This is a genomic window from Veillonella parvula (genome assembly GCF_902810435.1).
Lineage (GTDB): Bacteria > Bacillota > Negativicutes > Veillonellales > Veillonellaceae > Veillonella.
This window is the reverse complement of record NZ_LR778174.1, coordinates 324651-349761: the sequence shown is the minus strand read 5'-3', so window position 1 is coordinate 349761 and position 25111 is coordinate 324651. Positions and strand designations below refer to the sequence as shown.

Genomic DNA, 25111 nt, shown 5'->3' with positions numbered 1-25111 from the left:
CAAAGGAGGATAAAAGCTTTTACCAAAACCGCTAAAGCGAACTAAGTCATTTATGAGAAATAAAATCCCCTAATTACTTCCAAAGAACTAGCTCCCTTGAGAGATGTTAGAAGTAATTAGGGGTACATAGTACTATCAATAGATTAGAAATAAGTACTTACATTTAGATGTAAGCGCCTAAATTTTTATCCCGTTCAAATTTCATTTTTTGGATTTGTTCAATGATGTACGGTGTTTCTTGGTATACATAGTAGTTCAACCAGTTTGTAAATAATAGTGTACTTACAGAGCGCCAGCGCACGATGGGACGTTGTTTCGGATCATTATCTGGGAAGTAGTTTTCAGGAACCGCAATATCCATACCTTTTTTGATATCCCGCACGTACTCACGGTTAAGTGTGTCCCAATCGTATTCGGCATGACCAAATACAAAGATATGTTTATTATCTAAGCTACGAACGATAGCAGCACCTGTTGGTTCAGACCCAGCCAAAAGTTCCAAGTCACGATTTTCCTTAATTTGTTGCAAAGAAACTGTAGTGTGACGAGAGTGTGGCATCCAAAACTTTTCATCGAATCCACGCATGAGCACTGGTCGATCATTATAAATATCGTGTTCGTAAACACCGAATAATTTCTCGTCCATAATAGATTTGTTAATACCAAAGTGATGATACAAACCAGCTTGAGCTCCCCAACATATATAGAAGGTCGAATATACATGTTCTTCGCCCCAGTTCATGATTTCTACGAGTTCAGACCAATAGTCTACCTCTTCAAAAGGCATTAACTCTACAGGAGCACCGGTAATAATCATACCATCAAAGAACTGGTCTTTTACCTCATCAAAAGTGCGATAGAAGGTTTCTAAATATTGTTCATCTGTATTTTTAGCCTTACGAGATGCGGTGTGTAATAATGTTAAATTAACTTGCAATGGGCTATTACTGAGAGCACGCAAGATTTGAGTTTCCGTCACTTCTTTAGTAGGCATCAAATTGACAAGCAAAATTTGCAAAGGTCGGATTTGTTGATTTTCCGCCCGCTCAGTATCCATAACGAAAATATTCTCTTGAGCTAATTTCGTTATGGCCGGTAAATTTTTTATTACTTTAATAGGCATAATGTCACCTCTACATATTCTACAATTTGATAACCTAATCTAATTAAAAGCCCTTAGCCTCATAGGCACGGCGCCAAGATTCGAGCCCTTCTTCTAATATTTTACGAGGACAAGCAACATTAATGCGTTCAAAGTCCTCCCCATCGATGCCAAACATAGAACCCGTATCGAGCCATAGCTTGGCATCATTAACGATCCATTCATCTCGCTCTTTAGGGCTCAGAGGCAATTGAGAACAATCTAACCACATGAGATATGTCCCTTCCGGGCGATATACATGAATCTTTGGCATATATTTTGCTATATAGTCGATGGTGAATTGAATATTATCTTGAATATATTCTTTCAATTCATCAAGCCAAGGAGCCCCTACTTTGTAGGCCCCTTCACAGCCCACAATCCCCATCGTGTTCAATTGGCTATAACCAGCACGGTCGATTTCTTTGATGAAACGGCGGCGTAAGGAATCATTAGGAATGAAAATATTACTTACTTGTAAGCCTGCAATGTTAAAAGTCTTACTAGGCGCTGTACATACAACACAGTGTTCTGCATAACTTTCACCAAGGTCAGCAAATACCTTGTGCGTATGCCCTTTCCATACAAAATCCGCATGAATTTCATCGCTCACGATGAGCACATTGTGTTTAATACAAATATCGCCGAGGCGTTTTAACTCGTCTTCAGTCCACACGCGCCCTACTGGATTATGGGGGTTACACAAGAGGAATAATGTTATATTCTCCTCAATGATTGCACGCTCAATGCCTTCAAAGTCGATAGTATATCTCTCTTCGCCTTTGATGAGCGGCACATTGATAAGATGCCGATTGTTGTCATCAATAACCATACTAAATGGGTAGTACACTGGTTGGTTGATGAGCACGCCCTCACCTTCCTTGGTGAAAGCTCGAACCGCCATCGCCAAGGCAAATACTATACCTGGCGTTTTAACGAGCCATTTTTGTTCTGGAGTCCAATTGAAACGTGTGGCGAACCAATTTTTCAACACATCGAAATACTCATCATCAGACTCGGTATAACCAAATACGCCATGGTTTACGCGGTCCAATAAAATTTGCTTCAATTCAGGGGGAATTTCAAAATCCATATCCGCTACCCAGAATGGCAACACATCAGCTGGTTTACCGCGCTTAACAGCAAAATCATATTTTAAAGATTTCGTGTGCGTTCTATCTAAAATTTGATCAAAATTATATTGTCCCATAGGAACTCCTTTATTTATTAAAAGCTTGTTCCAAGTCTGCAATCAAGTCTTCTGTATCTTCAATCCCTACAGATAAACGCAACAAACGACGTGTAATACCTTTACGTTCTGCATCTTCCGGTTTTAAATCTGGATGTGTTTGCGTTACGGGATATGTCAACAAGGATTCTGTACCACCAAGGCTTTCAGCGAATTGAATAAGCTCAATACCTTCTAATACTTGTTTAGCAGTTTCTTCGCTATCTACTTCAAAGGATAGCATGCCGCCAAAGCCTGTTGTTTGGGCTTTATTGATTTGATAACCAGGATGTTCTGGAAGGCCTGGGAACAAAACTTTAGTTACTTTTGGTTGTTTTTTTAGCCATTTAGCAAGAGCAATGGCATTCTTTTGATGTTGCTCCATGCGTAGAGCCAATGTTTTTACACCGCGAATGACGAGCCAGCTATCCATAGCAGATAAACATGCACCTACGGTTTTATATATTAAACGCAATTTTGCAGCGATTTCTTCATCTTTTACAATAGTAAAACCAGAAATAACATCATGATGACCACCGATGAATTTTGTACCACTATGAACAACAATATCGGCACCCAAGGTCAATGGTTTTTGGAAGTATGGGCTCAAGAAGGTATTGTCGATGATTACTAGCGCATTGCGTTCGTGAGCCAATGCACAAAGTGCACGAATATCGGTTATCTCCATCATAGGGTTTGTTGGTGTTTCAATATATACAGCCTTTGTATTCGGTTTAAAAGCCGCTTTCACCGCATCAAGATCAGAAGTGCCTACATACGTAAACTCGATACCATTTTGCTCGTAAATATTCGTGAACATGCGGATAGAGCCACCGTACAAGTCATCACCCAAGATGATATGATCCCCAGGGGAGAATAGATGGAATACTGCGTCCACAGCTGCCATACCGGAGGAAAATGCCAATGCATCTGTACCTTCTTCAAGGCCAGCTATCAATTGTTCCAAACGGTCGCGCGTTGGATTAGACTCGCGCGAATATTGATAACCTGTTGTATCCCCCAACTTTGGATGGGAAAATGTACTAGACATATAGATTGCAGGGGAAATTGCACCAGTGCTATCTGGTTTGCCACTGCCGTGAACACATTTTGTATTAAATTTCATTCCTATCAACTCCTCATATTTGTATACAATATATTAATTATAAAAGTAGACAATGATTACGGTCAACAAAAATGGGCACTCATAGGTCTTGAGTGCCCTTAAAAGGTCATATATATTTTGAATGGGTTGTCATAACTATAAGTTAAGTTCACCTAATATTTAGTGCGTTTTGTAATAAGTAATGCCAAAATTATACCTAATGATGAAGTTACCAATTGTGGCCAACTAGATACAAACAACATGGTATTTACAATCTTTGGCGGAAATTGGAACAAAGAGAAAAACAAGGAATACCCTCCAAAAAGTACACCAGCTTTTACCAAAGCCGCCACAATGATAAGCAATGCCTTTGGTTTATGTTGTAACCAATGAGCTACGAATACATACGCAGTCGTACCAAGAGCCGTAATCAAAATAAATGGTGGCAACGGCAACATACCTTGTAAATGCGCTACTACTGGAGCAATCCAGGCGATGACGAGTCCATTCTTCCAACCATAGCGCCACGTTGCAAGCACAAATGTAGCAGATGTAATGGAACCGATGAGGAACATACTCACCTGGTTTGGAATAAATGGAAACATGAGGCGCAAGCTTTGCGCCAATAAGGCAACGGCCAACAAGAGACCTGTACCTGTAATAGATTTTGTAGACATAAGAACCTCCTACTATACGATATAGATTTTTCAAGAGGTACCTACCTCATATATTAAAACTAAGCTTCTACAAATAATAAACGTGCCCGATCATACACCCAATTATAAATATACGTATAACCTAAGATGACTAATGTCATCGTTATATCTGTAACAAAGGCCATCCAAAAGCTCATATGCATCATGTACATAATAATCGGTACTGTAGCAAGCATAAACAAACCTTCAAATAATACCGCATGAACTGTACGGATTACAGGACCTCGTGCTAATCGATCACCTGGTACTAGTTTATCAAATATCCAGTTAAACACAAAATTCCAAACCATAGCCAGTAAGGAAAAAATAACCATCAAAGCAAGAGGCTGACCCTCATGAGGAACAAACTGCATCACCGACCAGCCAATCATAACACAGCCCAACTCATATAAAATCGACTGTACAACACGCTCTGTAGCAGACATAATAATAAACCACCTCCATCAGAAACCCCAAATAAAGATATTTACTATCACATCAATATTATATTTATTTTCTTAGATTTGTCGAGCTCTGTCGAGTTTTGCCATTTTCGGATATAAAGGAAGCTACTCGTAGTGTTCTTTAAACTCGACTTGCTACTCCCGAAGTGACTATTGCCATTTTAAGATAAAAAGAAGCCGCATTGTATCTACTAAGCAACTTACCCACTTGAAGTGAGTATTGCCATTTTAAGATAGAAGAAGCCGCCATATGTCTGTCCAGCGACTTGCCCGCCCGAAGTGAGTTATGCCATTTTCGGATATAAGGAAAGCCCCTCGTAGTGTTCTGTAAGCTCGACTTGCAAGGGATGGAGAGCGAGCAGAATGCTACGAGGGGCTCTATTTAATTATCCTAAAAGTGGCATTACGAACTGAATCCATGGAATCCCCACCACGATAAATATCGCAAGGTAGATAATCCCAAAGATAGCGCCTAATTTCCAGAATTCAGGACCTTTGTTATAGCCACTAGCAAACCAGATTGGACTGTGACCAGTACCATATGGTGTAAGGATACCCATAATACCCATTGGTACTAAAAGAATTAACATAACTTGAGCTGGATCAATACCAGGAATCTGAAGAATTAGAGTAGCAAACAAACCTACCATAGCTGTTACATAAGCAGTGCCAGAAGCAAAGAAGTAACGAAGTAAGCAGAATGCTAATAACAAGCCAAGAACTGCCATTGTAGGATCTAAAGAAACCAAAGAACCACCAGCAGATTTAGCAAGCCAGTCTAAGAAACCTACATTTTTAAGGCCAGAAGCCATAGGTACGAGTGTAGCAAACCAAGTCAAAACATTCCATGCTGGTTTGTTAGCAAGGAAGTCTTGCCATGTCATAATCTTAGTAAAAATCATCAAGATAATAACAATTAAAGCCGTTGTAGTTGGGTTTATTTTAAATGTAGAAGCCCCAATCCACAATACAAGAGCTAACACAGAAATCAAGGCCATGAAAATTTCACTGCGTGTCATGGAACCTAATTTCTTATATTCATCCCTTGCCCATGCTGCAATTTCAGGGGACCCTTTTACCTCCGGTTTACAGAATACATAGGTCAATAATGGTGTGATGATAAATAGTATAATACCCACTGGCAAGAATGCTAGGAACCATGTGCCCCAGTTTGCCGCTACGATACCCGACTTTGCAGACAATTCAAGAGCCAATGGATTTGGCGCCGCACCAGTCAAGAAAATAGAGCTAGATACACAAGTTGTTGCCAATGCTACCCAGTTCAAATAGGAACCAATTTTACGAGGATTCTTATCGGGGTAAGAATCGAACATCGGACAAATACTGGATACAATTGGATAAATCGTACCACCAGAACGAGCCGCATTACTTGGAATAAATGGAGCCAACACAAGGTCAGTAATAGCAATAGCATACCCAAGACCTAAAGAGGACTTTCCAAGCTTTGCTACCAAGAACAATGCGATACGTCGACCAAGACCAGAATTTTCATAACCGATACCGATCATAAATGCTGCGAATATCAACCACACGATAGCATTAGAGAAACCGCTAAGTCCCCAGCTGATAGCTTGGGCATCCGTAATAGCCTTTGCTACACCAGTTGCTTTGTCTATAATAGGTGCTGGACCAACCTTAAATAACATAGATACGGTAACAGCAATGATACCGATGAAAGCTGGTGGCATTGGTTCTAAAATCAACCCCACCACAAGGCCTGCAAAAATACTTACATAAATCCAAGAATTTGGACTAAGACCTTCAGGCGCACCGATGAGCCATACAAGAATAGCTACCACAAGCGGTGCGAATAATTTCCAATTCAACTTCATTAAGAACACTCCTTACTAAAAATAAAACTGCAAAATTGCTAATACAGTATAGCAGAATTTTTTTAGTGAGAATATAATATTCGTCATAATACTTATTGATTAATACTAAACTTTTAGTAATAGTTTTTACTAGATATTTTTGGTTTTATACAATACAATATAAATATCGAAAATTACTAATATATCGAAAGATATGTCGAAAGGATTGAAATGAAGTTAATTTCTAGTTATATAAAACCTTTATGGTTCTCTATTATCATTGTGTCACTTCTTTCGTTACTCAATGTAGCAGGCACTTTATATATACCAACCTTAACAGCTACCATCATCAATGACGGTGTCCTCCATGGTGATTTAGAGATGATTACTAACTCTAGTGCAACGATGCTTATCGTTGCACTATTAACAGTATCGTCTGCTATCCTAGGTGTTGCTATGAGCGCTCATATTTCAGCCTCTATAGGCAAAGTATTGCGCGACAATTTGGTGAAAGCTATACAAGCCTTTTCACTACGCGACTTTACACACTTTGGTACAGGCACCATACTCATGCGGACCAGTCGAGACGTTGAGAAAATTCAATCAGTTCTAGGAGAAGGTTTAAATATGATTCTCCCTATGCCTCTCATGATATGTATTGGTCTAGGACTAACCTTCTATAAGAGCTGGCAACTAGGTCTCGTCATCCTCGCTGTTATGGCATTCATGATACTGACCATAATTTTTATTGAAAGCCGCGCCTTACCTATTATTAAAGCGTTACAACTAAAACTAGATACTATTACCGATATGGTACGTGATCATATTGTGGGCATGCCTGTTATACGAGCTTTCAATAGAAGACATTACGAAAATACTAAAGAAATAGAAATTTTTACAGAAACAGCTCAACTAAATAAAAGATTACGCCAAACCTTTGCTATTGGTTTACCGACTATATTAATTCTCTTTAACATGAGTACCGTTGCTATCCTTTGGCTCGGAGGCTATAACGTAAGCATAGGTTCCCTACAAATAGGTGACATTATGGCCGTTATTGAATACGCTAACCTTATCCTCTTAAGTATGCTCATGGCTATTTTCGTCATCATAGATATACCCGAAGCTATCGTATGTTACACCCGCATTCAAGAGTTATTGGAACACGAAAACTCAGATACATTTCCTGAACCATATAATAAAAATACAAATTTAAACACCCATTATATAGTTGGCCAAGAAGATAGCAGAAAATTTGTAGATTTGGCATCGGCATCGGCATCGGCATCGGCATCGGCATCGGCATCGGCATCGGCATCGGCATCGGCATCGGCAAACGATGATACTCCACTTCTGGAATTTCGCAATGTTACGTTCCGTTACGATAATGCAGAATCGCCGGCTTTAGAAAATATTTCCTTTACCGTTCATCACGGTGAAACATTGGCTATTATGGGTGACATTGGTTCTGGTAAAAGTACGATTACAAACCTAATCCCTCGCCTATTCTCCATTGAGTCTGGAGACATTCTCTTCAAAGGCAAATCCATCTATGAATGGAATGTAGATGACTTACGCTCACGCATCGGTTATGTCCCACAAAAAGCCTACTTATTTACAGGGACTGTAGAAATGAACATCCGTTACGGTGCTGCACCAAACCAAAATATTTCAGTTCAAGATATAGAAAATGCATGCCGATTATCTAAGGCGGATGAATTTATTAGTCGTCTTGAAGGTGGTTACCAATATATCGTCTCCCAAGGTGGTACTAATCTATCTGGAGGTCAACGCCAACGTCTTGCCATGGCTAGAGCGCTCGTGCGCAAACCAGATTTATTTATATTCGATGATAGTTTCTCTGCTCTCGACGGCACCACAGAGCGTGCCGTTCGCACCGTATTACACGAGGAATTGCAAAAGGACAATCGCCCCGCTCTCATCTCTGTAGAGCAAAAGGTAAGTGCTGCAAAAAAAGCAGACCACATCTTAATCATCAACAGAGGTCAAGTGGCAGGGTATGGCACTCATGATGAATTAGCTGAAAACTCTACCGTATATAAACAAATTTTAGCATCTCAGGAGGTGACAGAATGAGCCCATTACGTCGTTTCCTAATCGATTCTAAAAGCCAATGGGGTTGGCTGGCACTACTCATCTTAGCCCTTATCACAGCAGCTATGTTTGAGGTATCAGCTCCAGTATTACTTGGCAAGGTCGTAGATGCTATTATTAGCGGATTACAAACAAACCAAGACATTAATACCATATTCGCCTCTATTGATACAATCATCCTCTGGCTTATTGCCATCTATGGAGGTCATGCTTTATTCACGTACTTCGGCGAATACATGATGGCCTCCATTGGATCAAAAACAGTGCTCGCCTTGCGTACACGCATGAGTACTCACCTATACTCATTGCCTATCGAATACTTTCACGATCACCAACGTGGCGATCTTCTAAGCCGTCTAACCTCTGATTTGGATGCTGTCGCAGAAACGATAGGTGAAGGTGTGCCCGGTCTCGTATCCGCCATTATCGGAATCATCGGCGCCACTGCAATGATGCTCTGGATCAGTCCAATTTTGGGAACATCCATTATCGTCATCATACTGATTGGTATTATATGCTTAACGTGGCTATCTAAACGAGCTCGCCGCGTGTATCTTAGAAATCAGAATGCATTAGGAGCTTTCAACAGTGGCATAGAAGAAATCGTTGTAGGCAAGCCAATTATTCAAACCTTTGGTCTAGAAGAGACTACAACTCGCCAAGTAAATATACTGAATGACAATCTATTTAAAAGTATGAGAAGTGCTACTTTCACCAGTCAGCTTGTAGAGCCTCTCGTAAAATTTTTAAATCAATTTACCTATTGCCTCGTCGCTATTCAAGGCGGTCTTATGGTATTACGTGGGTCCATTTCCATTGGGGATATTCAGGCATTCTTCCTCTATGTGGGTCAGGTATCCGACCCCCTATCTCGTAGTTCCTATATTATGACAAAATTTCAAGAAACCGCTGCAGCCTTAGGCCGTATTTATGAGGTAATTGATGTCCCATCTGAAATTGATGATGGAAAATTGACATTATCCAACAGCTCATCAAAAACTGATAGAGACGCTATTAGTACTAACACATCTATGACGGCCAATCAACCAAGTAATCAAGCTCATACGGGGACAATTGATTTTGAACATGTTGATTTTGGTTATACACCGTCCAATGTGTTTATGAAGGATATTAATATTCACATTCCAGCTGGCTCTATGGTAGCCATCGTAGGCCCTACCGGAGCTGGTAAATCTACATTAGTGAATCTCATCATGCGCTTCTATGACATTAAAAATGGTCGCATCACTATTGACGATGTAGATATTCGGGATTTGTCTCGTGAAAGCTTACATAATACGGTAGGAATGGTATTGCAAGACGCTTGGATTTTCACGGGTACTATCGCCGATAACATTGGCTACGGCAAACCAAATGCTACACGTGAAGAAATCGAGTATGTCGCAAGGCTTGCCATGGCAGATCACTTTATTCGTACATTACCCAATGGATATGATACGATGCTCAACCGAGGTGGTGATGATCTCTCCCAAGGTCAACGACAATTAATTACCATCGCTCGGGCCTTCTTAGCCGATCCTAACATTCTCATCCTCGATGAAGCAACGGCTAACGTAGATACCCGCACCGAAGTAGAGGTTCAAAAAGCGATGAACACACTCCTCAAAGGTCGAACCAGTATCGTAATCGCCCATCGCTTATCCACAATAAAAAATGCGGACTTCCTACTAGTGGTAGAAAACGGTACCATTGTAGAACAAGGGACACATGATGAACTCATGGCACTTAACGGATACTATAAAAAACTATATGAAAACTATGCTGTAGGAATGACGGTATAGAATAATAATTTTAACAATCTTACGCATGGAAATCTCCTGAGATCATTCCGTAAACGGCAAAATAACCGCTGATAAGTTACTACTTGTCAGCGGTTATTTTATTTGTGCACATATATAGTACGTTTTTCTATTAATTATTCACCTTTTGGTACGAACCATAGGCCGTTATTATTTTTCTCCATGTAGTCTTTGAATTCTTGAGATTGGTAAGCTGCTACAATGTCTTTTGCCCATTGTGCATCTTTATTTTTCTCATTAACTACAAGTTGTAATAACCATTGTGGCAATACATCTTCATTTGCCAATGCGGATTTAGGATCGATTTTTGCATTATAGATAATAGCACCTGTAATAACGATATAATCAAAATCAGTACGTACAGAAGGAATTGTAAGAGATTTCATTTCTGTAAATTTAAGATGTTTAGGGTTTTCAACAATATCCGCTTGTGTTACTGTTGCTAAATCTTTGTTAGGATCAAGTTTAATCCAACCGATTTTTTGCAATAGCGCATAAGCACGAGCCATGTTGGATGCATCATTAGGTACTGCAATTGTGTCGCCATCTGCCACTTGATCTAGAGATGTTTTAGAACCACTAAAGATCCCTGCTGGTACTGTTGGAATTGGAGTTAAGGCTACAAGATGGCCATTTTGTTTTTCGTTGAAGTTTTTCATGTATGCTGTATGTTGTTCAACGTTAAAATCTACTTCACCATCACTCAACACTTGATCTGCTTGTACCAAGTCAGACATGTCTACACCTTTAAAGGTATATCCTTGTTTTTCCAAAATTGGTTTTACACCTTTTTCAAACAATTCAGAGTATGGGCCTTGAGATTTACTATAAGTTAATTCTTTTTTAGCACCATTATCACTATTGTTTGAGCCGCAGCCTGCGATAAAAGCTACACTAAATACTAATGCTGCACCAAGGGCAAGAAGCTTTTTAAATTTCATAGTATTTTCTCCTATATTTTCACAATCAATATAACTAAAATCTATTTTATCAAATTAGGAACGACGCGCACGACGTGCGAAATAGTTACCTATTGTTTGAATAATTTGAACAAAAATAATCAAAATAATTACGGTAAATAACATCAATGGGAAGTTCAATCGTTCATAACCATAGGTGAGGGCCAAATCACCTACACCACCAGCACCAATAGCACCAGCCATAGCAGTAGCACCGATTAGACCAATAGTACCCGTTGTAATAGATAAAATAAGTGAACCCTTTGCTTCTGGTAAAAGAAAATGCCAAATCACCTCAAAATAAGAGGCCCCCATTGATTGTGCAGCCTCGATAATCCCTTTATTAACCTCTAAAATAGAGTTTTCAAAGAGTCGAGCTAGATAAGGGGCAATAAATATAACAAGTGGTACAATAGCCGCTATTGTACCAACACGAGTACCTACAATCATCTTAGTTAACGGTAATATAAACACCATCAAAATGATAAATGGTACGGAGCGTACAATATTAACAATTGTATTTGTAATGGTATAAACAATACTATTTTTGACGATACCATTAGGATTTGTTACCACCAATGTAACTGCGATAATTAGACCTAATACAGTACCAATGAATAGAGATAGGAACACCATATATAATGTCTGTTCTGCGGCTAATAATAACTGCGCTCCTGGAACACCAAGTTCTTGCATGAAGAAATCCATTATAGTGTCACCTCCTGCCATTCAATACCTTGAGCAACAAGATACTCTTTTACCTTGCCCACCTCAAGATCATCGCCAATAAACTGAACAATGAATATACCAAGTACAGTATGTTCTAACTCTGTTACCGTAGCAAATAATACACTCGTTTCTAAATCAAAGGTTTTATTAATATGATATAGAACATTATCTGTCGTATTATTTCCTAAGAAATGCATCTTAAGAATTGTGTATGGCCTTTTATCACAAGCTAATGTATGTTTCACAGTTGATGGAATCTCATCAGGAATTACAGTCCTAACAAATCGCTTTGTTGTTTCGTGTTTAGGTTTACTAAACACCTCAAGTACAGATCCGCTCTCTATGAGCTTTCCATGCTCCATAACTACAACACGATTACATATTTTCTGAATTACATCTATCTCATGAGTTACGATAACTACTGTTACCCCTAGTTCACGATTAACACGTTCTAATAATTGTAATATAGATTCTGTTGTATCAGGATCTAGAGCGCTAGTTGCTTCATCACAAAGCAATATGGATGGATCTGTAGCTAATGCACGGGCAATACCAACGCGTTGCTTTTGACCGCCAGATAATTCTCCAGGATATGCATTTGCTTTATCGCCTAAATCAACAAAGTCTAATAAGGTTTTAACCTTTTTATCAATGTCGGATTTTGGTACCCTATTAAGAATTAGCGGGATAGCCACATTATCATACACAGATTTAGCATTCAATAAATTAAACTGTTGAAATACCATGCCGATGCGCTTACGAACCTTTCTGAGCTCGTTAAAACTTAAGCCATTGATATTCACACCATCTATTTCAACATGACCAGAGGTAGGTACCTCTAAAGCATTAATCATTCGTAACAGTGTGGATTTGCCAGCTCCACTGAAGCCAATAATGCCAAATATGTCCCCTTTTTCTATGGTAAAGTTTACATCAGATAATGCAGTAACCTTTTGCTTATTAACGTCAAATTCTTTCGTTACATTTCGTATAGCAATCACTGTACCGCCTCTTTCCCTTTATATTGATAGGAATTAATATTTCTCCTAAAACATATCTTCAAGGTATGTTTTAATTATGTACTTAGATTACTACAATTTATAATGACTGTCAAACAAAAAAGAACCTCACCAATTAAAAGATTGAGGTTCTTTTATTATATAGCTCTTATCTTATAAGGGTTTACATCCCTATTTATCTAATTTTATATTTTTTACATCAAGCTGAACCGATTCAGACTCTAACAAAATAACTTATCTATATCGATTAAAAAGATATAGGGATCCTAAAATGACCGGTGCCCCAATATAGAGCCCCATATTAGGAATTTCTCCCAATAAAAATGCAGCTACAATAGCTGCCACTATGGGCGAGATATACATAAAGTTGGTTACATCTGAAACCTTTTCAGCATGTTCCAAGGCATAGCTCCAGAGAACAAAGCCTAACGCACTAGATAGGAATGCTAAATAGGCCATGGCAAATTTTGCACTAATCGGTGCCACAGCAATCATTTTAATGGCATGTTCCGCAAAAGGCAAAGCCATAATGGCACCTGTAAACATAGACCACATGGCGATAGTGATAGGCTTATATCCTTTTAAACTAAGGCCACGATTAAGGATATTATAAACTGCAAAGAGTGTCATCCCCAGCAAAGTCCATAATGCACCTATAGGAATTGTAAGGGTTGAATTCCAAAGAATAATTATGGCTACACCTATAAAAGCTGTTATTGTAAATAACCAGCCTATGGGGCGTATTTTATCTTTATAAACAATCATGGCCATCAGTGCCGTCGTCATCGGAGTCAAGGCCATAATAATACTGGATGTGGCCGCCGGAATTGTGCGCAAACCTTCATTAAAAACAACTTGGTAAACAAAATTCCCTGTGGCGCCTAACAGAATATATAGTCCCCACTCACGCCATGTTGTCGGTATGTGTAAGCCTTTTACAACACCGATTACCAGCATAAGTAAGGCCCCACCCATAACCCTTGCCACAGAAAGTGTTAATGAATCTACGGATTGTAATGCTATTTTACTGAAAGGAAATGCAGTAGCCCATACAGCAATTGTAGCAGATGCACCTAAAAGTGCTTTCTTTCGATTTGTCATTAACATCCGCCTTTCAATAGTATTCGCATATACAATCTTATAATCCACTTTGATTAACGTATATTCTATCCAAATTATTTCTATCTTGATTCATTCTACCAAGATCATATTATCTACATGTTTTATATCTTAATAACACTATCTCAATAGTACCATAATATACCCCTAACACTACAATAACTACAATAAATTAAATCATACTTTTTATTCCTATGAAGGGGATGATTTCTTCCTTATGGGACCAACAAAATGTGTAACAAAGTCGTTGGAACAAATAAATAACGCTTTATGAAAACTATGTAGCAAATATGTCCATATAATTAATACAACTATTCACTTAACTTGACTATTGTAAGTTCACTATTGATCCCATTAATTTCAATTTGATTTTCTGATTCAGACACAGAAAAATCGTCTACAAGATGTCCACGATCTTCAAAGAGCAATTTAGTGCGAATACCTTTTTTCACCGCTTTGAAAGCATACTCGTGAGGGACATGCAGACGAGATTTCGCCGATATCTGATTTACATCAATTCGCCCCGTATAATCCGCTACATATATCTCCATTAGAGAGTTATTATCCAACTCTATATGACTGTTACCACCGGCAATATAAATTTCTTTAGCCTCTCCATCTAGCTCAAACTTTTCACTAATAATATCAAATAGTTCCAGTTTTTCACAATGGATCGCTAACTCCGTATCTCCCATATATTTTTCAGGCAAATTTATAAAAATCGACAAATGTTCTTTTGCAATCTCCTCAGATAAGGATTTAGAACGATTTACATCTACATCGATCCGCCTCTTAATATCATCGATTTTTACTTTCACCAATTCCGTCAAATTTTCAATAGTATCACTGACCAGTTGAACCTTTATCTTCTCACCCTCTCCAGCTCTCATTTTTACGTGATTAACAGATCCCAGTTTAATATCGAAATGTTTTATCTCATCAATATCATATTCTACGATGCTTTCATAAGGATATCGAAGTTTAACCGCTTCTTCTGAAAGTAATTCATCCACAGAAATATTGAATACAGCTGAAAGGGCCTTTAAATTTGAAATATCAGGCATCCCATTGCCCGATTCCCATTTTGTTATAGCCTGTCTCGATACATTAAGTGTTTCCGCTAATTTTCCTTGAGATAATCCAGATTGTTTTCTATACTCCCGTAATTTTTCATTAAAATCCATAATGTGACCTCCTATATTAAGCAATATCAATTACTCTTCAACAAGAGCTGCTCAAAGTATAGTATATAGTGTCAGTGAAGAAAAGAAACGCTTGTTTTCCTGGCTGGCAACGTTCCGTAGCATCGCAATATATATGCGCATTTATAAAGACCTACAGGCTGATTCTGTACAAGATATAAACAGCCTCCGAACAGTACACAAATATAAACTATCCGATCATACTATTGAATAATCCGCCTTCATCCTCTTTAATGAAATTTTTATTCCCTTTATTAATATTGATATGCAATTTCATATTATTATGTATGCATCAAGTGAGATCACAAAAAGAAAAAACTTATATAATCCTCTATATACAAGTAAAATTCAACAATTCGACTTATGGAAATTTATAAGATACTTCACAAAATCGCATAGTATGTATTGAAAATCTATATCATCTATTCATTGTAGAATTGCTACAAACATTGTACACTATAGGCATAGAAATCTATAGTTATATCCTTTTATGGAGGTGCAAAATGCAACATACTGCATGGAAAGATTTTAACACAGGTGTGTGGGATAAAGCCGTTGATGTACGCGACTTTATTCAAAGAAACTATATTCCCTATGAAGGGGACGATTCCTTCCTTGCTGGTCCTACAGAACGAACAACAAAATTGTGGGAACAAGTAATGAAGCTTTATGAAGAAGAACGTGAAAAAGGCGGCATGCTCGATGCTGATACTTCCGTGGCCACACACATTACTGCCCATGCGCCAGGATATATCGACAAAGAACTTGAAACAATTGTTGGTTTGCAAACTGACAAACCTTTAAAACGCGCTATGTTCCCATATGGTGGCTTGCGCACAGCAAAATCCGCTATTGAAGAATACGGCTTCAAAATGGATCCGCAAACAGAGGACTTCTTTAAGAAACATCGCAAAACTCATAATGATGGCGTATTTGATGTATATACTCCAGAAATGCGTGCTGCACGTACAGCTCACATTGTAACTGGTTTACCAGATGCGTATAGCCGTGGTCGTATTATCGGTGACTATCGTCGTATCGCTCTTTACGGTGTTGATTATCTTATTGAAGATAAAAAAGAACAATTTAGCATTACAATGGGTGACATGCTAGAAGATGTTATTCGCGACCGTGAGGAAATACAAGATCAAATCCGCTCTTTGAAAGAATTGAAAGAGATGGCAGCATCCTATGGCTATGATATTTCCAAACCAGCTAAGGATGTTCGCGAAGCTATGCAATGGATTTACTTCGGCTATCTTGGTGCTATTAAAGAGCAAAACGGTGCTGCTATGTCCATTGGTCGTAACTCCACATTCCTCGATATCTATGCGGAACGAGACCTTCGCAACGGCACATACACAGAGGAACAAATCCAAGAATTCGTAGACCATTTCATCATGAAATTGCGCATGGTTCGCTTCGCACGTATCCACGAATACAACAATTTGTTCACAGGTGACCCTGTTTGGACCACTGAATCCATCGGTGGTATGGGTACTGACGGCCGTACATTGGTTTCTAAGATGTCCTTCCGTTACCTACATACATTGACTAACCTTGGCCCTGCTCCAGAGCCAAACCTCACTGTATTATGGTCCCCTCGCATGCCTATCGGTTTCCGCCGTTTCTGTGCGAAATTATCCATTGAAACATCTTCCATTCAATACGAAAATGACGAATTGATGCGTCCTAACTCTGGTGATGACTACGCCATCGCATGTTGCGTATCCCCAATGCGTATCGGTAAAGAAATGCAATTCTTTGGTGCTCGTTCCAACTTGGCTAAATGCTTGCTTTACGCTATCAACGGTGGCGTTGACGAAAAGTTGAAGAAACAAATTGGTCCTAAATACCGCCCTATCACTTCCGAGTACTTAGAATTTGACGAAGTATGGGAAAAATTCGACGACATGATGGAATGGTTGGCAGGCGTATATGTAAATGCATTGAACATCATTCACTACATGCACGATAAATATGCTTATGAAAAACTAGAAATGGCATTGCATGACCGCAAAGTAACTCGTTGGTTTGCAACTGGTATCGCTGGTTTATCCGTAGTAGCAGACTCCTTATCCGCTATTAAATATGCTAAGGTAAAACCTATTCGTGACGAAAATGGCATCGCTGTTGATTTCGAAATCGAAGGTGACTTCCCTAAATATGGTAACGATGATGACCGTGTAGATAGCTTGGCAGCAAAGGTTGTTTCCACATTTATGAACAAGATTCGTAAACATCCTACATATCGTCAATCCGTTCCAACTATGAGCTTGTTAACAATTACTTCCAACGTAGTATATGGTACTGCTACAGGTTCTACTCCAGACGGCCGTAAAGCTGGCGAAGCTTTCGCTCCTGGCGCGAACCCAATGCACGGTCGTGATTCTCACGGTGCTGTATCCTCGTTGGCATCCGTAGCTAAAATGCCATGGCGTGATTGCTCCGATGGTATTTCTAATACCTTCTCTATCATTCCGGACGCATTAGGTAAATCTGGTGAAACATTTGTTTCCGTCAGCGATTTTGATATTGAGTTAGATCCATCTCAATTACCTAACAGCAATACAAATTTCGCATGTAGCGAACCAAATGTTACTATAGAGGAAGATAAATAAAATCTTCCACAGTATCGAACTGCTTTCACCGGCACCGATACGAGTGTTAGTCTTGGTTGAAAGGAGGTTATACCCATGAGCAACCAACAAGTTGATAACTTGGTAGAGTTATTGGATGGTTATTCCCAAAAAGGCGGCCATCATTTGAACGTTAACGTGTTTACTCGTGAAACATTGTTAGACGCTCAAAAACATCCTGAGTTGTACCCTCAATTGACGATTCGTGTATCCGGCTATGCGGTGCACTTCAACAAATTGACAAAACAACAACAGGACGAAGTTATTTCCCGTACATTCCATCAACGTATCTAATCGAGGTTTCCTATGACTGGACGTATTCATTCGGTTGAAACGATGGGTACGGTTGATGGTCCAGGCATGCGCATGGTGGTATTTCTTCAAGGATGCCCCATGCGCTGTGCTTATTGCCATAATCCTGATACATGGGATGAAACTAGCGATAATGCTAAATTCATGACCGTAAAGGAATTATGGGACCAGTACGAACGTAACCACCAATTTTATACTAATGGTGGTATCACCGTCACAGGTGGGGAAGCTCTTATGCAAATCGACTTTGTTATTGAGCTTTTCACATATTTCCGTGAAAGAAACGTCCATACCTGTTTAGATACAAGTGGAATTTGTTTTGACCCCCACCAAGAGGTGGCATACCGTAAATTACTCAGTGTAACTAGTCTCGTCATCCTAGACATTAAGGAAATCGATCCAGCCAAGCATTTATGGTTAACGGGTAAACCGTTAGAGCCCATTCTCGGGTTTGCTCGATTGACGGCAGACGTGGAAGTTCCGATTTGGGTTCGTCACGTAGTAGTCCCTACGATTACAGATAATGCCGATCGTCACTATCGTCTAGGCTTTTTTCTAGGATCTCTGAAAAATTTACAAGCCGTTGATTGCTTACCTTATCACGTTATGGGTATTGCTAAATATAAGGAGTTAGGTATTCCCTATCGCCTAGAGGGCATCCCGGCTGCAACGAAAGATATTGCAGCTAAAGCGACAAGAACCGTGGTGGAAGGCATCAAGGCCTATAGACGCCATTGGTGGAGTCCCATCAAAACACAACATCAATCATAATCAAGTTTGAGGATAACTACCTCCCTTGATATATATAAATATATATACCAAGACTTGATCTATGATAGCCCTAATCAATAGAGCCGCCCCCATACAACCGGGGACGGCTCTTATTGCATTTAAATAAACTTTCTATCATACAAACGGGCAGCGATGAGGACCACTAAACAAGATCCCACATTATGCACTAATGCACCTGTAGTAGGCGTCAAAACCTCAAGCAATGAGAGAATAATAGCGATACAATTAATGACCATTGATAAAGCAATACTAAATTTTATAGTTTTAATCGTAGCATCTGATAATCGTTTAATATAAGGAATTTTACTAAGGTCATCACTCATCAAAGCAATGTCTGCTGTTTCTATGGCAATATCACTACCAATAGTCCCCATTGCAATACTCACATCAGCAGTCTTCATAGCCGGAGCATCGTTAATTCCGTCGCCAACCATACAAACCTTGTGATGTTTCCCTTGCAATGCTTCAATAATACTTACTTTTTCTCCTGGTAAAAGCGCCGCATGTATTTCGGAAACACCAGATTTCTTTCCAATATATGTAGCGGCTGCTTTACTATCACCAGTAAGTAATACTGTTGTCATATCTAAGCTTGAGATATCAGATATCATATTTATCGCATCATTTCGCATTGTATCAGATAATGTAATGATACCTATAATATGCTCTCTATCTGCAATAATAACAGATACCTTTCCTTCACTTCGATATACATTAATGACTTTTTGAATAGACTCACTGACAATAATATTATACTCTTCAAGGAATCGTTCATTTCCACAATATAATTCTCGACCTTTTATTACGGCTATAATCCCTTTACCTACAGACATCGTAAACGAAGTCGTATCAAGTATTTCTAAATCTTGCTCTATCGCATGAGAAACGATAGCTTTACCAATAGGATGTTCGCTCTTAGCCTCTGCAGATGCAGCTAATTGAAGAATATCAATCTCACTATAATCTGTATCAACGGCTAAAACAGATTGAACCGCTAACTGGCCACGTGTTAAAGTACCGGTTTTATCAAATGCCATGGTGTCTACTTTTCCCATAGTTTCAAGAATTTCACCAGATTTAATAATAACGCCATGTTTAGTAGCTTGACCAATAGCGGCCATAACCGCAGTAGGTGTAGCAAGCACCAATGCACAAGGACAAAACACTACCAACACAGTAACACCGACGATGATATTTCCAGTTACTAGATAGCCTATGCAAGCAATCAACAATGCAATAGGAACCAATCGACTAGCAACAGTATCAGCTATACGCTGAATAGGAGCCTGTTTCTGTTCTGCATTTCTAATAAGCTGAATCATTTTTTGAATAGAACTATCTTCGCCCACTTTGGTAGCTATAATATCTATGGCACCAAAACAGTTAATCGTTCCGCCAAATACATCATCATCAATTGTTTTATCAACAGGTATAGACTCTCCTGTCATAATGGATTGATCTACCGTTGTTTCACCATTAATGATCCGTCCATCTACAGGGATTGTTTCGCCCGGAAGGATTCGTAAATAATCACCGCTTTGTATAGACTCTACAGGAACCATTATTTCCTTGTTAGCCTGTATTTTACGGCCCTTAACAGGTGCTAATGAAATTAACTTCTTTAACCCTTTTTTTGCTCGCTCTGTAGTTGCTTCTTCAAGGAGGGCCCCTAAAGCCATAATAAACGCTACCTCACCAGCCGCAAATATATCGCCAATGGCAATGGCTGCAAACATAGCCATGGAAATCAATAGAGCTGATGATATTTTACTAATCCCCTTATTATATACAATCCTTCGAATGGATAAATACACAAGAGGAAAACCACATATAATAACGGTAACCCAGGAAGGCTCAACAGGAAATATATTTTGAAAAGGCCTTTGTCCACCAAACTCCTCTATCAAATGCGGAATTCCATCAAGCAGTAAAAATAGCCCCGCTAAAATTGTCATATATAAACCAGATAATATATCATGTATTCGATGTACCATACAACAATCCCCTTATCAGACTTTCACTACCAATATGAATTGAATTATGACTACACTTACAGTACAATAATTACGATAGCGAACACTCTGTTCATTTTAATTGTATCAACCTATGGATTTAATACAATATATAAAACAGCGTATATGTTCATTACAGAACATATACGCTATTCTGTACTAAAAGAACGACAGGAGTTAATATGGATCGTAGACAGAAAAAAACTCGCAAAGCCATATTTATAGCTTTTAACGAATTATTATCTAATAAGGCGTATGACAAAATCACCGTTCAAGAAATCATTAGTGCCGCAGACATTGGCCGCACCACCTTTTATGCTCATTTCGACACAAAAGAAGCATTGCTAGAAGCACTCTGCGAAGACTTATTTTTACATATAAAAGATAGTATTAATCACTTACCGCATGCTCATGGGCTTTATCAACAAAGTATTCATCCTGTTTCGGTATTTGGTCATTTATTACAACATTTGCAACAAAACGAAAATAAGATCCTTGAGTTACTAGCTAGTGATAATAACGAAATCTTTTTGCGCTATTTTAGAGATCATCTAAATGAGTTGGTGCAAGGATATTTCATCAACCAAGACCGTAAGGCAAATACAAATCTACCAGATGACTTTATTATCAATCATATTTCAGGTAGCTTTGTGGAAATGGTGTTATGGTGGGTAAAAAACGGCATGAAAGAATCGCCTACAGAATTAGACAATTACTTCCATGCCGTTATAGAACCTATTATATAATTATTTAAAATTTATCAAGATACAACATTAATTGGTTCACCCTTAAAGAAGGCTTGTACATTATCTCGAATAATGCCTACCAAGCGTTGACGTGTTTCAAGGCCTTTCCAACCCATGTGCGGAGTAATGATAACATTATCTAGTGTATAGAGAGGACTATCCTCTGCAGGAGGCTCTACCTCCTGTACATCAAGACCGGCTCCAGCAATGCGTTTAGCGGCTAATGCTTCACAAAGATCCTTTTCATTAATGAGAGGTCCACGGCCCGTATTCACAATGACTGCATTAGACTTCATCTTACTGATTGTTTCTTTATTAATAAGATGTTTAGTTTGGTCATTTAGTGGGCAATGTAAGGAAATATAGTCACTATTTTCTAGCAGTTCATCAAGGCTCACATAACGAATGCCATCACCATCAGCATTTGGTGTACGTGTATGCACTAAGATGTTCATGCCTAGCGCTTTTGCAACTTTGATAACTTCCATACCGATGTGACCAGCTCCGACAACACCTAAGGTTTTACCATTCACTTCTGTATGGCTCACTTGAAGGTATTTCGTGAAATTACTGCGATCACCTTTAACAAGCATACCAATTTGTTGCTGCATGGTGGATGCAAAATTGAGAATCATCATGATCACCGTATGTGCTACACGCTCTGTGCTATACGCAGGAATATTGCACACAGTAATGCCCTTTTTCTTTGCTGCGTCAAGGTCAATATTATTATAGCCAGTACCTGCTTCTACGATAAGCTCTACAGTATCAGGAAATTGTGAAAGCAATTCGGTACTTACAGGCAATTCTTTTGTAACCACAACACGAGCACCTTGAATCCGTTCAATAAGCTCAGCATTCGTACTATCTTCGTAGACCTGCACATCATTAGATAATATGGAGAAATCCAATGCATGGTCATAATTCATTTTACCTGCATTTACCACTACTACACGTTCACTCATGAGAACCTCCTAAATTGAATAGCCTAAAACATAGGTAATACCACTTCTATATAAATTATACATAAATTATACTATTATTTATATAATTTTATACTAAAATAACTTCTATTATATATCAACTACCTATACCAATTAATATACTTTCACAACTAATTAGTATACTTTCACAATAATTGTATATAATATATGTATAAATCCTATAAAATTCAAAGTAAAACTCATTTTTCTGTATATAACTTTCACAAAAGTATTGTGTAATTCCCCAAAAGTTATAAAATAAAAGTAATGTTATATAGAATTGAGGAATACAATGAGACCTACCTATTTGACCATAAATACAAGTCTCGTTCGCGAGAATTTGCGTAAAATTAAAGATAGTTTACCTGAATGGAGTACGTCTACAGCTGTCATCAAGGCCAATGGCTACGGCCACGGCAGTGTTATGATGGGGCGTATTGCCGTGGAGGAAGGTTACGAATCCTTAGCCGTTGCTATTCCAGAGGAGTCCGTACCACTTCGCAATGCAGGTATTATGGTACCTATTTATTTATTAGGACTCACAAGGCCACAATCCTTTGAACTTGTGGCAGACACTAATTCGATTCCTGCCGTTTGTGAATCTACCGACTTGGAATCACTCAATAAAGTAGCCGATAATCACGACATGATTATTCGCGTTGCTGTTGCCGTTGATACAGGCATGCATCGCATCGGTATCAAGCCTGAGGATGCCATTGAGTTTATCAAACGCATTGAGTCCTACGAAAATTTGGAAATAGACGGATTCTTCTCTCACATGAGCAATGCTGATGCGGCGGATCAATCACACGCCCATAGCCAAACGCAAAAATTTCATCGCATGGTAGATGAAATACGAGCATTCCGTCCAGAAGCAGATTACCGTTTCTCCCTCGCCAACAGTGCAGGTCTTTTATCTGTCAAAGATAGTCTATTCACAGATGCTCGTCCTGGTATTATTCAATACGGTATCATGCCATCTCTTGATGTGCCAAATCGATTGGGCTTAAAACCTGTTTTATCTTTCCATAGTGAAGTTGTTCATGTACAACATATCCCTGCTGGCGAAGGCATTGGATATGGATCTACCTATATCACAACTGAACCAATGACAATTGCTACTATCCCTGTAGGCTATGCGGATGGCTACCCTCGTAGTTTATCCAATCGGGGCACCGTACTGATTCATGGCACTCGTTGTCCCGTAGTAGGTCGTATTTGTATGGATCAATTCATGGTTTCTGTTCCGGATACAATCACGGTAAAGCCTGGCGATAAGGTGGTGCTTCTAGGGTCTCAAGGTCATGAAAGCATTTCTGCTTTAGAAATTGCAGCCCTTGCTTCCACAATTCCTTATGAGATCTTTTGTGGATTCTCAGAGCGCGTACCACGACAATATATTTAACCTATGTAAAATAAAGAAAGCCCGTATCACATGTAGAATTCTACATGTGATACGGGCTTTCTTGCTCTCCTATACCCAGCGTGCTGTAAAGCAGTTACGTTCTTATTGTGAGAGAGAGTATATATACCAAGTATATAATCTTATGATTCGGAGGGAACCACAATTCATAAGGGGCCCTCTGAACGATAGACGGCATAGGAGAGAGTCAATGTTTATCTATCCAATCCAGAGGGCTGTGTGTAATTGTTTATTGTGTGTGTGTGTTTTTGTGTGTTTTATGTGTTGTGTATGTGTGTGTAAGTGTATTTATGTTATGTGTGTATAGTTTTGAGTGCTTAGTGTTCGTTTTTGAAAGGGTTTGCTTTACAGCGCTATAGAATAGGAGATCAACTTATTTTGCTACCGTCCCTGTTTTAGCATCCAATACAACGGATATCGGTTTATTTTGTGCATCATGGAATTCTATGGTATATAGTGGTTTACCATTTTGATTAGCAAGAGACCACGCATTAATACCAGTCGCTACCTTGCCAGACTGTACGAAAGCTGCATTAATTGCCACATGTGGAGGTATTACTGTTCCAGCATCAATAGCACTAGCTTCCATAGATGCGTCATATGCTTTAGGAGTACCATCCGTTACATTACCAGTAGCCACATCTAGAGTCATAGAATGAGCACCACTAGTATTAAAACCAGCTACTTCATAAATGGCAGTTTTACCTTGAGTTTTGAAGGATACATTAGTGATTTTGGAGTTTCCAAATTTACTTTCGAATTGGTCAATTAAATAA

Annotated in this window: 21 protein-coding genes; 7 read left to right on the top strand and 14 right to left on the bottom strand. The window is 38.9% G+C overall.

What is annotated here, in order from left to right; translation table 11 throughout:
• Positions 1–163 precede the first annotated feature (163 nt).
• From metA to FNLLGLLA_RS01305, 6 genes are all read right to left on the bottom strand, one after another.
• On the bottom strand, positions 164–1123 hold the full coding sequence (metA, locus tag FNLLGLLA_RS01330) for a homoserine O-acetyltransferase MetA (protein WP_004697897.1): 960 nt from the start codon (positions 1121–1123) through the stop codon (positions 164–166).
• 43 nt (positions 1124–1166) lie between these two features.
• Entirely contained in the window at positions 1167–2351 is a 1185-nt protein-coding gene (locus tag FNLLGLLA_RS01325; RefSeq protein WP_156697122.1) for a MalY/PatB family protein, read from the bottom strand.
• A 10-nt stretch (positions 2352–2361) separates the two neighbouring features.
• Entirely contained in the window at positions 2362–3495 is a 1134-nt protein-coding gene (locus FNLLGLLA_RS01320; RefSeq protein ID WP_156697121.1) for a trans-sulfuration enzyme family protein, read from the bottom strand.
• 152 nt (positions 3496–3647) lie between these two features.
• A complete protein-coding gene (locus FNLLGLLA_RS01315; RefSeq protein WP_008602979.1) occupies positions 3648–4151 on the bottom strand; it encodes an ECF transporter S component in 504 nt (167 codons plus the stop codon).
• Positions 4152–4210: 59 nt separating this feature from the next.
• Positions 4211–4615 carry a PACE efflux transporter gene (locus FNLLGLLA_RS01310; protein ID WP_156697120.1) on the bottom strand — a complete coding sequence of 135 codons (405 nt, stop codon included), beginning with the start codon at positions 4613–4615 and terminating at the stop codon, positions 4211–4213.
• Positions 4616–5019: 404 nt separating this feature from the next.
• Entirely contained in the window at positions 5020–6486 is a 1467-nt protein-coding gene (locus tag FNLLGLLA_RS01305) for a DASS family sodium-coupled anion symporter (protein ID WP_156697119.1), read from the bottom strand.
• A gap of 210 nt (positions 6487–6696) precedes the next feature.
• Here FNLLGLLA_RS01305 and FNLLGLLA_RS01300 point away from each other — a divergent pair, with 210 nt between their 5' ends.
• Positions 6697–8562: an ABC transporter ATP-binding protein gene (locus tag FNLLGLLA_RS01300; RefSeq protein WP_174892184.1), complete on the top strand. Its 1866-nt coding sequence runs from the start codon at positions 6697–6699 to the stop codon at positions 8560–8562.
• Positions 8559–10382, top strand: coding sequence for an ABC transporter ATP-binding protein (locus FNLLGLLA_RS01295; RefSeq protein ID WP_156697117.1), 1824 nt, complete (start codon positions 8559–8561; stop codon positions 10380–10382). The genes FNLLGLLA_RS01300 and FNLLGLLA_RS01295 overlap by 4 nt, the downstream gene beginning before the upstream one ends.
• Before the next feature lie 134 nt (positions 10383–10516).
• Here the strand turns inward: FNLLGLLA_RS01295 and FNLLGLLA_RS01290 are convergent, their stop codons facing one another.
• The 5 genes from FNLLGLLA_RS01290 to FNLLGLLA_RS01270 all read right to left on the bottom strand — a co-directional run bounded on the left by FNLLGLLA_RS01290 (position 10517) and on the right by FNLLGLLA_RS01270 (position 15410).
• Positions 10517–11341 carry a MetQ/NlpA family ABC transporter substrate-binding protein gene (locus FNLLGLLA_RS01290; protein ID WP_012863839.1) on the bottom strand — a complete coding sequence of 275 codons (825 nt, stop codon included), beginning with the start codon at positions 11339–11341 and terminating at the stop codon, positions 10517–10519.
• A 54-nt stretch (positions 11342–11395) separates the two neighbouring features.
• Positions 11396–12067 carry a methionine ABC transporter permease gene (locus FNLLGLLA_RS01285; protein WP_156697116.1) on the bottom strand — a complete coding sequence of 224 codons (672 nt, stop codon included), beginning with the start codon at positions 12065–12067 and terminating at the stop codon, positions 11396–11398.
• Entirely contained in the window at positions 12067–13089 is a 1023-nt protein-coding gene (locus FNLLGLLA_RS01280) for a methionine ABC transporter ATP-binding protein (RefSeq protein WP_012863837.1), read from the bottom strand. Before FNLLGLLA_RS01280 ends, FNLLGLLA_RS01285 begins: the two co-directional genes overlap by 1 nt.
• A 252-nt stretch (positions 13090–13341) precedes the next feature.
• Positions 13342–14208, bottom strand: coding sequence for a DMT family transporter (locus FNLLGLLA_RS01275; RefSeq protein ID WP_156697115.1), 867 nt, complete (start codon positions 14206–14208; stop codon positions 13342–13344).
• A 329-nt stretch (positions 14209–14537) separates the two neighbouring features.
• On the bottom strand, positions 14538–15410 hold the full coding sequence (locus FNLLGLLA_RS01270) for a helix-turn-helix domain-containing protein (RefSeq protein ID WP_156697114.1): 873 nt from the start codon (positions 15408–15410) through the stop codon (positions 14538–14540).
• Positions 15411–15931: 521 nt separating this feature from the next.
• On the opposite strand from FNLLGLLA_RS01270, the gene pflB reads away from it, so the two are divergent.
• The 3 genes from pflB to pflA all read left to right on the top strand — a co-directional run bounded on the left by pflB (position 15932) and on the right by pflA (position 19150).
• Positions 15932–18049, top strand: a complete 2118-nt coding sequence (gene pflB / locus FNLLGLLA_RS01265; RefSeq protein ID WP_039965381.1) for a formate C-acetyltransferase — start codon at positions 15932–15934, stop codon at positions 18047–18049.
• Positions 18050–18124: 75 nt separating this feature from the next.
• Positions 18125–18361: an autonomous glycyl radical cofactor GrcA3 gene (gene grcA3, locus FNLLGLLA_RS01260; protein WP_004693956.1), complete on the top strand. Its 237-nt coding sequence runs from the start codon at positions 18125–18127 to the stop codon at positions 18359–18361.
• Between the two features lie 12 nt (positions 18362–18373).
• A complete protein-coding gene (pflA, locus tag FNLLGLLA_RS01255) occupies positions 18374–19150 on the top strand; it encodes a pyruvate formate-lyase-activating protein (RefSeq protein ID WP_174892183.1) in 777 nt (258 codons plus the stop codon).
• Between the two features lie 119 nt (positions 19151–19269).
• On the opposite strand, the gene FNLLGLLA_RS01250 is transcribed toward pflA, so the two are convergent.
• The gene (locus FNLLGLLA_RS01250) at positions 19270–21165 is read right to left on the bottom strand and encodes a heavy metal translocating P-type ATPase (RefSeq protein WP_174892182.1); all 1896 of its coding nucleotides are present in this window, start codon (positions 21163–21165) and stop codon (positions 19270–19272) included.
• A 200-nt stretch (positions 21166–21365) separates the two neighbouring features.
• Between FNLLGLLA_RS01250 and FNLLGLLA_RS01245 the strand changes: the two genes are divergently transcribed.
• Positions 21366–21929, top strand: coding sequence for a TetR/AcrR family transcriptional regulator (locus FNLLGLLA_RS01245; RefSeq protein ID WP_118091047.1), 564 nt, complete (start codon positions 21366–21368; stop codon positions 21927–21929).
• Positions 21930–21943: 14 nt separating this feature from the next.
• Here FNLLGLLA_RS01245 and FNLLGLLA_RS01240 read toward each other — a convergent pair whose 3' ends face one another.
• Positions 21944–22894, bottom strand: coding sequence for a 2-hydroxyacid dehydrogenase (locus FNLLGLLA_RS01240; protein WP_174892181.1), 951 nt, complete (start codon positions 22892–22894; stop codon positions 21944–21946).
• A gap of 310 nt (positions 22895–23204) precedes the next feature.
• Between FNLLGLLA_RS01240 and alr the strand changes: the two genes are divergently transcribed.
• Positions 23205–24317: an alanine racemase gene (alr, locus tag FNLLGLLA_RS01235; protein WP_004697849.1), complete on the top strand. Its 1113-nt coding sequence runs from the start codon at positions 23205–23207 to the stop codon at positions 24315–24317.
• A 391-nt stretch (positions 24318–24708) separates the two neighbouring features.
• Here alr and FNLLGLLA_RS01230 read toward each other — a convergent pair whose 3' ends face one another.
• Positions 24709–24987, bottom strand: coding sequence for a PepSY domain-containing protein (locus FNLLGLLA_RS01230; RefSeq protein ID WP_004697959.1), 279 nt, complete (start codon positions 24985–24987; stop codon positions 24709–24711).
• Between the last annotated feature and the right edge of the window lie 124 nt (positions 24988–25111).

Bases quoted from the DNA above. Each gene is read 5' to 3' on its own strand.
- metA (WP_004697897.1), bottom strand. From the start codon at position 1,123: ATGCCTATTAAAGTAATAAAAAATTTACCGGCCATAACGAAATTAGCT.
- FNLLGLLA_RS01325 (WP_156697122.1), bottom strand. From the start codon at position 2,351: ATGGGACAATATAATTTTGATCAAATTTTAGATAGAACGCACACGAAA.
- FNLLGLLA_RS01320 (WP_156697121.1), bottom strand. From the start codon at position 3,495: ATGAAATTTAATACAAAATGTGTTCACGGCAGTGGCAAACCAGATAGC.
- FNLLGLLA_RS01315 (WP_008602979.1), bottom strand. From the start codon at position 4,151: ATGTCTACAAAATCTATTACAGGTACAGGTCTCTTGTTGGCCGTTGCC.
- FNLLGLLA_RS01310 (WP_156697120.1), bottom strand. From the start codon at position 4,615: ATGTCTGCTACAGAGCGTGTTGTACAGTCGATTTTATATGAGTTGGGC.
- FNLLGLLA_RS01305 (WP_156697119.1), bottom strand. From the start codon at position 6,486: ATGAAGTTGAATTGGAAATTATTCGCACCGCTTGTGGTAGCTATTCTT.
- FNLLGLLA_RS01300 (WP_174892184.1), top strand. From the start codon at position 6,697: ATGAAGTTAATTTCTAGTTATATAAAACCTTTATGGTTCTCTATTATC.
- FNLLGLLA_RS01295 (WP_156697117.1), top strand. From the start codon at position 8,559: ATGAGCCCATTACGTCGTTTCCTAATCGATTCTAAAAGCCAATGGGGT.
- FNLLGLLA_RS01290 (WP_012863839.1), bottom strand. From the start codon at position 11,341: ATGAAATTTAAAAAGCTTCTTGCCCTTGGTGCAGCATTAGTATTTAGT.
- FNLLGLLA_RS01285 (WP_156697116.1), bottom strand. From the start codon at position 12,067: ATGGATTTCTTCATGCAAGAACTTGGTGTTCCAGGAGCGCAGTTATTA.
- FNLLGLLA_RS01275 (WP_156697115.1), bottom strand. From the start codon at position 14,208: ATGACAAATCGAAAGAAAGCACTTTTAGGTGCATCTGCTACAATTGCT.
- FNLLGLLA_RS01270 (WP_156697114.1), bottom strand. From the start codon at position 15,410: ATGGATTTTAATGAAAAATTACGGGAGTATAGAAAACAATCTGGATTA.
- pflB (WP_039965381.1), top strand. From the start codon at position 15,932: ATGCAACATACTGCATGGAAAGATTTTAACACAGGTGTGTGGGATAAA.
- grcA3 (WP_004693956.1), top strand. From the start codon at position 18,125: ATGAGCAACCAACAAGTTGATAACTTGGTAGAGTTATTGGATGGTTAT.
- pflA (WP_174892183.1), top strand. From the start codon at position 18,374: ATGACTGGACGTATTCATTCGGTTGAAACGATGGGTACGGTTGATGGT.
- FNLLGLLA_RS01250 (WP_174892182.1), bottom strand. From the start codon at position 21,165: ATGGTACATCGAATACATGATATATTATCTGGTTTATATATGACAATT.
- FNLLGLLA_RS01245 (WP_118091047.1), top strand. From the start codon at position 21,366: ATGGATCGTAGACAGAAAAAAACTCGCAAAGCCATATTTATAGCTTTT.
- FNLLGLLA_RS01240 (WP_174892181.1), bottom strand. From the start codon at position 22,894: ATGAGTGAACGTGTAGTAGTGGTAAATGCAGGTAAAATGAATTATGAC.
- alr (WP_004697849.1), top strand. From the start codon at position 23,205: ATGAGACCTACCTATTTGACCATAAATACAAGTCTCGTTCGCGAGAAT.
- FNLLGLLA_RS01230 (WP_004697959.1), bottom strand. From the start codon at position 24,987: ATGACTCTAGATGTGGCTACTGGTAATGTAACGGATGGTACTCCTAAA.